Source organism: Gracilibacillus sp. YIM 98692, assembly GCF_010993965.1.
Classification (GTDB): domain Bacteria; phylum Bacillota; class Bacilli; order Bacillales; family Amphibacillaceae; genus Gracilibacillus.
The window spans coordinates 43,926-53,347 of the sequence record NZ_WIXM01000028.1 but is presented as its reverse complement, the minus strand read 5'-3'; the positions used below and the strand labels follow the sequence as shown (position 1 = coordinate 53,347).

Annotated in this window: 12 protein-coding genes and 1 rRNA gene; 12 read left to right on the top strand and 1 reads right to left on the bottom strand. The window is 35.6% G+C overall.

Annotation, left to right across the window (positions count from 1 at the left end; genetic code table 11):
- Positions 1 to 178 precede the first annotated feature (178 nt).
- From rrf to rsmI, 12 genes are all read left to right on the top strand, one after another.
- Positions 179 to 294, top strand: a 5S ribosomal RNA gene (gene rrf, locus GHD00_RS17145).
- Positions 295 to 1,003: 709 nt separating this feature from the next.
- A complete protein-coding gene (locus tag GHD00_RS17140) occupies positions 1,004 to 1,195 on the top strand; it encodes a sigma factor G inhibitor Gin (RefSeq protein WP_163539402.1) in 192 nt (63 codons plus the stop codon).
- A 193-nt stretch (positions 1,196 to 1,388) separates the two neighbouring features.
- Entirely contained in the window at positions 1,389 to 2,825 is a 1,437-nt protein-coding gene (locus GHD00_RS17135) for an aminotransferase class I/II-fold pyridoxal phosphate-dependent enzyme (RefSeq protein ID WP_163539401.1), read from the top strand.
- Positions 2,826 to 2,925: 100 nt separating this feature from the next.
- A complete protein-coding gene (tmk, locus tag GHD00_RS17130) occupies positions 2,926 to 3,552 on the top strand; it encodes a dTMP kinase (protein WP_163539399.1) in 627 nt (208 codons plus the stop codon).
- Positions 3,553 to 3,580: 28 nt separating this feature from the next.
- Positions 3,581 to 3,910 (top strand): cyclic-di-AMP receptor, encoded by a 330-nt coding sequence (locus GHD00_RS17125; protein WP_163539396.1) that lies wholly within the window; start codon positions 3,581 to 3,583, stop codon positions 3,908 to 3,910.
- Between the two features lie 29 nt (positions 3,911 to 3,939).
- The gene (locus GHD00_RS17120; protein ID WP_163539395.1) at positions 3,940 to 4,380 is read left to right on the top strand and encodes a YaaR family protein; all 441 of its coding nucleotides are present in this window, start codon (positions 3,940 to 3,942) and stop codon (positions 4,378 to 4,380) included.
- A 92-nt stretch (positions 4,381 to 4,472) separates the two neighbouring features.
- The gene (holB, locus tag GHD00_RS17115) at positions 4,473 to 5,459 is read left to right on the top strand and encodes a DNA polymerase III subunit delta' (RefSeq protein WP_163539393.1); all 987 of its coding nucleotides are present in this window, start codon (positions 4,473 to 4,475) and stop codon (positions 5,457 to 5,459) included.
- Positions 5,460 to 5,465: 6 nt separating this feature from the next.
- Complete coding sequence (locus GHD00_RS17110) at positions 5,466 to 6,293, top strand: PSP1 domain-containing protein (protein ID WP_163539391.1); 828 nt, start codon at positions 5,466 to 5,468, stop codon at positions 6,291 to 6,293.
- Between the two features lie 16 nt (positions 6,294 to 6,309).
- Positions 6,310 to 6,651, top strand: a complete 342-nt coding sequence (gene yabA, locus GHD00_RS17105; RefSeq protein ID WP_163539389.1) for a DNA replication initiation control protein YabA — start codon at positions 6,310 to 6,312, stop codon at positions 6,649 to 6,651.
- Positions 6,652 to 6,946: 295 nt separating this feature from the next.
- Positions 6,947 to 7,690 carry a tRNA1(Val) (adenine(37)-N6)-methyltransferase gene (locus tag GHD00_RS17100; RefSeq protein WP_163539387.1) on the top strand — a complete coding sequence of 248 codons (744 nt, stop codon included), beginning with the start codon at positions 6,947 to 6,949 and terminating at the stop codon, positions 7,688 to 7,690.
- Positions 7,677 to 7,970: a GIY-YIG nuclease family protein gene (locus tag GHD00_RS17095; RefSeq protein WP_163539385.1), complete on the top strand. Its 294-nt coding sequence runs from the start codon at positions 7,677 to 7,679 to the stop codon at positions 7,968 to 7,970. Before GHD00_RS17100 ends, GHD00_RS17095 begins: the two co-directional genes overlap by 14 nt.
- A complete protein-coding gene (gene rsmI, locus GHD00_RS17090; protein ID WP_163539383.1) occupies positions 7,954 to 8,823 on the top strand; it encodes a 16S rRNA (cytidine(1402)-2'-O)-methyltransferase in 870 nt (289 codons plus the stop codon). The genes GHD00_RS17095 and rsmI overlap by 17 nt, the downstream gene beginning before the upstream one ends.
- 58 nt (positions 8,824 to 8,881) lie before the next feature.
- Here rsmI and GHD00_RS17085 read toward each other — a convergent pair whose 3' ends face one another.
- The gene (locus tag GHD00_RS17085; RefSeq protein WP_163539382.1) at positions 8,882 to 9,157 is read right to left on the bottom strand and encodes an AbrB/MazE/SpoVT family DNA-binding domain-containing protein; all 276 of its coding nucleotides are present in this window, start codon (positions 9,155 to 9,157) and stop codon (positions 8,882 to 8,884) included.
- Positions 9,158 to 9,422: the final 265 nt, after the last annotated feature.

The following is a 9,422-nucleotide window of genomic DNA, read 5'->3' as shown; positions in this document are numbered from 1 at the left end:
CTGACGAATACTAATCGATCGAGGACTTAACTATCATGATGAACGCTTAAAACCGTTCGGTTTTGATCTCTATTTTTCTTATCTAGTTTTTAGGGTATATCCTTTTTAAAATGAAAAGGATGATCGACTAAGAGCGTCACATCTATGTGGCAACATCGATCGACCTGCATCCTGCAGGCCTGGTAACGATAGCGGAGAGGTCACACCTGTTCCCATGCCGAACACAGCAGTTAAGCTCTCCAGCGCCCATGGTAGTTGGGGCTTTGCCCCCGCAAGAGTAGGACGTTGCCAGGCAATACAAAGTAAAGCTGACTCAAATGATCGCAATTAGCGAATTTGAGTCAGCTTTTTTTTACAAGTGAAGAAAGTATAAAATTTGTTTATATATCCATAAAATAAGTAGTAAGATTTACGATTTCTTAATCAAAACGAGCACCACACTAATTTGCGGAAAAATGCGAGACTTCTGGGAAAGATTAGCTTCCGAAGATCCCCGTACTGAACGGTTTTGGTGAGCGAGAAGGCTGGAGTGCTGCCCTCGGCATAGAAGACACTGCGAAAGCGAGAAAAAGGAGCTTGAGTAGATATCGCACTTGTGCCCTTGGGTGAAAGCGAGTGTTTTTACACAGCGGGGATTTAACACTATTAATAATTTTTATGTTTCTAATTCAAATGTTTCGGTGAGCTACTTAACGCACATTATTTATTATACTATACGACCGTTTATTTGTTTGTATTTAATGTTGTAATAGGATTCCCAAAACGAAATGGTCAAACGGATGCTTTAATCTTATGATGATTAAAAATTACCAAACTAATGAATTCTTGAAAAAGCTAATCTAGTTTGATAGAAATATGAGACATAATCTTCTATTTTTCAACATAAAATATAATGTTTCACGTGAAAAAGACATAAAAAGACTTTTTAGTTTAAGATAAAAATCATAGAAATCAGGAATATATTTTCATAGATTGGGCATGATAATGAATGGAGGTGGAAAAAATGAGTGAAAAGGTAATACAAAAACATTGTGGTATCTGTGAAAAAGAGAAAGAAGACGGCATTTTTTTATATCATTTTTTTATCTGTAGTGAATGTGAAAAAGAAATAGTAAATACAAAACCAGGTGAATCTAACTACCAAATGTTTGTCAAAAAATTGAGAGCTATTAATCAATCAAGCTATACTTTATAATAGAATCAGCCATCTAGGGATGGTTGATTTTTTTATACTAAAGGAAAGCATGAAATTTGTCGGAATATAGTATAAGAAAAACTAAGGCTTTCGCCATAAGGACTTGGTGATAAGCTAATTTTTTCTAATAGAATAGGCAAAATTCTATGATATAAAGAAGAATTATTAGTTGAGAGAAAGGGAAAGAAAGTATATGAACCATTTAGATACACCATTATTCGATCAACTTGATCAATTTGCGCGAAAACAGAATGTTTCCTTTCATGTTCCTGGTCATAAGAACGGCCAAATATATACGAGAAAAGGATATGAATATTTCAGTAATATCTTTAAAATAGATTTGACAGAGTTAACGGATTTAGACGATTTACATGCAGCAGAAGGTATTATCGAACAAGCGCAGGAATTAGCTTCCAATTGGTTTCATGCAGATCGCACCTACTTTTTAGTAAATGGAAGTACAGCAGGCAACCTAACTATGATTTTAGCATGTTGTCAACCGAACGATGTTGTAATTGTACAGCGAAATTGTCATAAGTCAATTCTACATGGTATAGAACTGGCAGGGGCAAAGCCAGTTTTTATAGCCCCTGAACTTGATATGGAATTGGAGCGTTATACTCAACCATCGTTATCTGTTGTACAAAAAGCCTGCCAAGAATATCCTGAAGCGAAAGCGTTAATATTAACATATCCCGATTATTATGGGAAAACGTATGATATAAAGTCAATGATTGATATTGCACATGATAATCATATTCCAGTACTAGTAGATGAAGCGCATGGTTGTCATTTGTCCCTGTCATTTATCAAGGCATCATCAGCTGTATCACAAGGTGCCGATATAGTAGTACAGTCAGCACATAAAATGACACCTGCCTTAACTATGGGGGCGTACCTACATGTTCAGACAGAGCGAGTAGATAAAGATCTGATTCAACATTATTTGCAAGTTTTACAGTCAAGTAGTCCCTCATATCCAGTGATGGCTAGCCTTGACTTAGCTCGATGTTATTTAGCCAATTACACTCAAAAACAGTGGGGAACCCTTGGCAATTACCTGAAACAAGTAAGAAAGGCTATGTCGAGTAATGATTACTGGCAGTTAGAAAAACAGTATCACCTAGATGATCCATTAAAATGTACGATTAAAGTCAATGATTGTGTTGATACCAAGGATATTGCGTCATTATTAGAATCAGAAGGGATATTTCCAGAGCTTGTAACAGATTGGCATATATTATTTGTAGTAGGGCTAGAGCCTACAGTCAAGATAAACAAGCTTATACATGTTATAGAAAAAGTGAAAGGACAATTAAATAATGCAGCAAATCATGCTAAAATAAAGAGACACAAGGTAACATTTTTGGAAGAAATCACTACTTTAGCTTTATCCTATGATGAAATGAAAAAGCTTGATAGAAAATGGATGGAATGGGAAGGAACTGTTGGGTATATAGCAGCAGAGTCGATTATCCCTTACCCACCAGGTATTCCACTTATAGCTAAAGGAGAAAAAATAACCAAGCAACATTTAGCTCAAGTATTTTCATTATATGAACATGGAGTAAAGTTTCAGCCAAATAATAGAATGGAAGGATTATTTGTATTTTCTGATCAAAAGAAGTAAGTGCTTATATTAACATCGTGATGTTAATGGAAAACCTAAGACTACTATCATCCTTTATAGGGAAAATATAAGTTTCATTTATAGAAAGAGGAGATGCTAATTGAAAGGATTATTCATAACCTTTGAAGGGGGAGAAGGTGCTGGTAAATCCACCATATTACATAAACTAGCACAGCGATTAGAAATGGAAGGCCATTCGATTATGTCTACTCGTGAGCCAGGGGGCATTCCGATTTCAGAAAAAATTAGGGAAGTCATTTTAGACAAAGAACATACAAAGATGGATGCGAAAACAGAGGCTCTGCTTTATTCTGCAGCTAGGCGTCAGCATTTAGTTGAAAAAGTGATACCAGCCATTAAACAAGGTAAGATTGTGTTATGTGATCGTTTTATTGATAGTAGCTTAGCTTATCAAGGAATGGCTCGTGGGCTAGGAATGGCAGAAGTGTATCAAATAAATGAGTTTGCTATTGGAGATCATATGCCGGATTTGACCTTATTTTTTGATATAGAACCAGAGAAGGGCTTAAAGCGAATTGAAGAGAATAAGCTTCGAGAACAGAATAGATTAGACCTTGAAGCGTTGACTTTCCATCAAAATGTACATAATGCTTATCATCAGCTTTTAAAAAAATTCCCCAAAAGAATAAAGCAGATTGATGCAAATCTTGGTATAATAGAAGTAGAGGAAAAAGCATATCATATGATTAAAAGTCTATTACAATAGGTCATGTATCAAAAGGGAGGCGTTGCGGGTGAAATTAGTGATGGCAGTTGTGCAAGATAAGGATAGCAATCGGCTAGTGGATGCTTTAAATGAGAAAAAATTTAAAGCAACGAAATTATCTTCAACCGGTGGCTTTTTAAAGGAAGGAAATACAACACTAATGATTGGTTGTGAGGACGAACAAGTAGATGACGCGCTTGCGATTATTCGTGATAACTGTAGTCAAAGGGAACAAATGGTGTCTCCTGTATCTCCAATGGGAGGTAATGCTGATTCTTATATTCCACGCCCGATAAATGTAGAAGTTGGAGGAGCTACAGTGTTTGTGCTTCCTGTAGAAGCTTTCCACCAGTTTTAATAGTTCTATATGGGAAAGGTTTGAAGATAGTGAAAATTAGCCAAGAGATGCGCACACAATTAGATGCACTAAATAAACAAAACTCTAATACGAGAGCATCTGCTCCACATTTTGATTCTATGGTAAGAGCACAAGCTACTAAGCTGCAACAAAATGAACTCCAAAAACTAATGGCAGAATTAACAGCTCAAGGAGAAAAAGTCATTCGTTTTCGGTCTTTTAGAGATTTGGCTGCATATAAGAGACTGGTAAGGCGTTTTGTGAAAGAAGCGGTAGAATTTGGGATGCGGTTAAAAAAGTCTCATAGTTTTAATTTAGGCGGTGATAGCCGTCCACTAACGATTGTAGAGGAGATTGATAATAAATTAAATGAATTAGCGGATACTGTATTGGATCAAGAAAAAAATGCGGTAGAAGTGTTAGAATTGATTGGAGAAATAAAAGGACTTTTAGTTAATTTATATACGTAAACATCTTGACTAGAAAAAGAGGGTGGATTAGAACCATTGCTAATCAATCCTCTTTTTGAGTATCGATAAGGAAAGGAATTGGCGGTGAGATCATGGGTTCATGGAAGGATATGCTGGAGAGTCAACCCATTATTAGTAAAATGGTGATAAATAGTATCGTAAAAAATCGGGTGTCACACGCCTACCTTTTTCAAGGAGATAAGGGGACAGGCAAAAATATGTTAGCACTTCTATTTGCAAAAAGTATTTTTTGTCGAAAAAAACAAAACTATGAGCCTTGTGAACAGTGCAGCGACTGTCGTCGTATCGAAAGTGGCAATCATCCAGATTTACATATCGTGCAACCAGATGGGGCTAGTATAAAGAAAGAACAAATCTTACATTTACAAAAAGAATTTACGTATACAGGGTTAGAATCCAATAAGAAGATGTACATCATCCGTGATGCCGATAAAATGACAGCTAATGCATCTAATCGATTGTTGAAATTTTTAGAGGATCCTAATCAAGATACGACTGCAATCCTTCTAACAGAAAATAGTCAAGCAATATTAAATACAATAAGATCTAGGTGCCAAGTTATGTCACTACAACCATTAAATCCAAAAATTTTAGAGCAACGTTTAATAGAAGAAGGATTAACAGAAGCCAATGCTAGACTAATGTCCACGATTACCCAAAATATACAAGCAGCAATCGAAAAAAGTAAAGATACTTGGTTTGCACAGGCGCGAAAAATAGTGGTACAATTAATTGAAATGCTCCAAAATAATCAAGAAGAAGTGCCATTATTTGTGCATACACAATGGATGTCTCATTTTCAGGATAGAGAACAGCTTCACGAGGGATTGGACCTACTTTTAATATGGCTCCGAGACCTTGTTCATAAGCATTTAGATGATACTGCTTCCATTGTGTTTATCCAACATATAAATAAAATGGAAGAGGCTTGTATGTATTGGTCATTGTCTGATGTGACAACCTATTTACAGGCTACCATGGAGGCGAAGCGAAAGCTTGAACAAAATGTACATCCGCAATTAGTAATGGAACAATTAACACTTCAAATGCAGAGGTGAATGCTAGTGATTGAAGTTATAGGTGTCCGTTTTAAGAAAGCGGGTAAAATATATTATTTTGATCCTGATAACTTAGATATAGAGAAAGATGAGTATGTTATCGTCGAAACCGTTAGAGGGATTGAATTCGGAAAAGTTGTCGTGGCGAAAAAGCAAGTGGACGAAGAAGATGTTGTGCTGCCATTGAAAAAAGTAATTCGTGTGGCCAATGAAAAAGATAAACTAATTGTCGTAGAAAATAAAGAAATTGCTGATGAAGCCTATCAAACTTGTCAAGTAAAAATAAAAGAACACAAATTGGACATGAATTTAGTGGATGTAGAATATACATTTGATCGAAATAAAGTCATTTTTTACTTTACGGCAGACGGTCGTGTAGACTTTCGTAATTTAGTAAAAGATCTTGCTTCTGTGTTTAAAACACGAATTGAGCTACGTCAAATAGGTGTAAGGGACGAAGCAAAATTATTAGGCGGGATTGGCCCATGCGGTAGAATGCTTTGTTGTTCTACCTTTCTAGGTGACTTTGAGCCAGTATCAATTAAAATGGCAAAAGATCAAAATCTTTCGTTAAATCCTTCTAAAATTTCTGGATTATGTGGTCGCCTAATGTGCTGCTTAAAATATGAAAATGATGATTATGAAACAGCAAAGCGTGAACTTCCAGATTTAGGGGAAGAAATAAAAACAGGCTATGGTCAAGGGAAAGTTGTTGGCTTAAATATATTAGAGCGACTTATTCAAGTTGAAATTCCTGAAAAGGAAAGAGTGATTGAATATACGTTAGATGAACTAATGGAAGAAGGAGTTATCAATACCCAGGCCGCTGATTAATGGGGTGGATGATCACGTGAAGAAAAAGGATTTATTTGAACAAGTATCATATATGGAAGAACAAATAGGCCAGCTTTATCAACAATTAGGAGATTTAAAAAAACAGTTGAGTGATATAATAGAGGAAAATCACCGTTTAGAAATGGAGAATCACCATTTAAGACAACGCTTAGACGATCAGCCTTCACAACAAAATGAAGGGGAATCAGAAGATAGTGATGTATCCATTGGTGAAGGCTATGATAATTTAGCAAGGTTGTATGAAGAGGGATTTCATATTTGTAATGTTCACTTTGGCAGCCCACGACAAGAAGGGGATTGTTTATTTTGTTTATTATTCCTAAATAAAACGAAATAGTCCCGATATTAAAAGGAAAAAGAACTTTCTGATGACTGACGCATTCAATCCGTGTCAGTCTTTTTTTACAAATCACTTAACAGTTGAACCATTATGTAAGAAACACTTGTAAGGAAATTGTGAAGATGCTAAGATACTGTTCTGGAAATAATGCTGTCTATATCTCTGCTGTGGAAAAACACTACTGTAGGGTCTTTGCTGTCATTTTTCCGCGGTTTAGGTTTGTTTTTCTTTATCAAGCCTTTTTAAATAATATATGGTATATAGATGTTCATTTTTTGAAGGAGTTTATCTTATGGAATTGAAAGAAGATGAGAGAATAGATGATTTGCTAGCAGATCAATCCATGCAAATTATCCAAAGTCCTAGCGTATTTGCATTTTCATTAGATGCTGTATTATTAGCCCATTTCGCGAATGTACCGATAAAACGAGGGAAAATTATTGATTTATGCTCAGGAAACGGTGTCATTCCCTTATTGCTATCACAACAATCACAAGTCCCCATTACAGGTGTTGAAATTCAAGATCGATTGTTTGATATGGCCAATCGTAGCATTCAAATGAATCAGTTAACCGACCAAATAAAGATGATTCATGGTGACCTAAAAGATATGCCTGCTTTATTTGGCAATGATAAATTTGATTTAGTGACTGTTAATCCACCTTATTTTCCAACAAGTAGCAAAAAACACCACAATCACAATGATTATTTAACGATTGCAAGACATGAAGTCTTTTGTACGCTTGAAGAGGTAGTGGAAACTTGCAGTAAGTTAGCAAAGTCTGGTGGGAAGGTGGCAATGGTGCATAGACCTTCACGATTTATCGATATTGTGACATTGTTTCGCACCTATAAAATAGAACCGAAACGAATACGTTTTGTGTATCCAAAGAAAGATAGAGAAGCAAATATGTTATTAATAGAAGGGATACGGGATGGTAAGTCTGATGTAAAGATGCTTCCTCCGTTGTATGCTTTTACAGATGAGGGAGAATATACTCCTGAATTAGAAGGGATATTATATGGAAGAAAATAATCAGCACTATGTATATATGTTAGAGTGCAAAGATCACACCTTATATACTGGATATACCACAAATATAAACCACCGTTTAGCCCTGCATCGAAAAGGCAAAGGGGCGAAGTATATGCGAGGAAGGGCTCCTTTTAAATTAGTATACCAAACAGCATGTTCCTCAAAATCAGAAGCTTTAAGTCTTGAGGCTAAAATTAAAAAGTTAACTAAAGAACAAAAGCTTTCTTTCATTAAAGAGAATAGAAAAGAAAGGTATGTAATAGATGAAGATACAAAATAGCTATCAGCATGAAATGAAAACAGGCACTTTATATATTGTACCTACACCAATAGGTAACTTAGACGATATAACGATAAGAGCATTACAAGTTTTAAAAGAAGCGGACTTAATAGCAGCAGAAGATACCCGAAATACAGGGAGACTTTTACAGCATTTTAAGATCAAAAGGAAAATGATAAGCTATCATGAACATAATAAAGCAGCGAGGCAAGATCAAATGCTTGATATACTGCGAGAAGGCCAATCAATAGCTGTTGTTAGTGATGCAGGTATGCCAGGGATATCTGATCCTGGACAAGCTATTGTACAAGCCGTTGCAAAAGAAGAACTGCCTGTTGTGGTGTTACCAGGGGCGAATGCTGCATTATGTGCTTTAGTTGGTTCTGGTTTATCGACAGACCAATTTTACTTTTATGGCTTTTTGCCTCGGAAAAAGAAAATTCGACAAAGCGCATTGAAAGATATAGAAAAAGTCCAGGCAACCGTTCTGTTATATGAATCACCTCATCGCTTACAAGAGACCATTGAAGATTTATACCAATATTTTGGTGATCGAAAAGCTTGTATCGCACGTGAATTAACTAAGCGTTATGAAGAATGGGGAAGAGGGACGTTATCTGAATTAAAAGAATGGACAGAACAAAACAAGGTGAAAGGGGAGTGTTGTATTATATTGGACGGTGTGTCGGTAAAGGAAGAGGGAAATTGGTGGGATTCCCTTTCATTATCAGACCATGTCGAAAAAGTAATGGAAGAAGAAGGCTCTTCCAGCAAGGATGCGATTAAAATAGTATCGAAAACTAGAGATATACCGAAAAGGGAAGTTTATCAAGCTTTTCACATAGATAAATAAACGATAAGTATAATTAAGGTCTAAAATTCGACAAATCTCGAAGTAAAATGAAAAAAAATTAGTCCAATTTATTTTGAATTTCATCTACAAGTGCTTTAGCCCCTTCAGGACTTAGAACTAGTTTCCCATCTGCTAGTGCAATGTTATCATCCGAAATATCGCCAGTAATTTGACAAGTCATGTTCGGCTTGTATTTTTGCAGGATAATGCGCTCATCATCTACATAAATTTCAAGTGCGTCCTTTTCATTAATGCCAAGTGTACGGCGAAGTTCGATTGGTATAACTACACGACCTAATTCGTCCACTTTACGTACAATTCCCGTTGATTTCATTAATTATTTCTCCCCTTTTTCCGTCATTTTTCGACATCTATAGCGTAATAGTACCATTAGTTGCCATTAATGTCAAACTTATAGTATCTTTTTTTCAAGATTTTTAAAATAATTAGAATAAGTGGGAAAATTTTAACTAATCCTGTTAAAAATCTACTTATAAAAACCTATTCGATAGGAGATTATGTAATAATAATGGAAAAGTAAACGAAAAATCGCTACAATAAAAACAGACTGTTTAATTTTAGATAATAAATAACGTACA

What these genes read in the sequence shown, in the direction of transcription:
- GHD00_RS17085 (WP_163539382.1), bottom strand. Translation starts at nt 9,157, where the DNA reads ATGAAATCAACGGGAATTGTACGTAAAGTGGACGAATTAGGTCGTGTA.
- GHD00_RS17140 (WP_163539402.1), top strand. Translation starts at nt 1,004, where the DNA reads ATGAGTGAAAAGGTAATACAAAAACATTGTGGTATCTGTGAAAAAGAG.
- holB (WP_163539393.1), top strand. Translation starts at nt 4,473, where the DNA reads ATGGGTTCATGGAAGGATATGCTGGAGAGTCAACCCATTATTAGTAAA.
- rsmI (WP_163539383.1), top strand. Translation starts at nt 7,954, where the DNA reads ATGAAGATACAAAATAGCTATCAGCATGAAATGAAAACAGGCACTTTA.
- GHD00_RS17135 (WP_163539401.1), top strand. Translation starts at nt 1,389, where the DNA reads ATGAACCATTTAGATACACCATTATTCGATCAACTTGATCAATTTGCG.
- GHD00_RS17095 (WP_163539385.1), top strand. Translation starts at nt 7,677, where the DNA reads ATGGAAGAAAATAATCAGCACTATGTATATATGTTAGAGTGCAAAGAT.
- GHD00_RS17100 (WP_163539387.1), top strand. Translation starts at nt 6,947, where the DNA reads ATGGAATTGAAAGAAGATGAGAGAATAGATGATTTGCTAGCAGATCAA.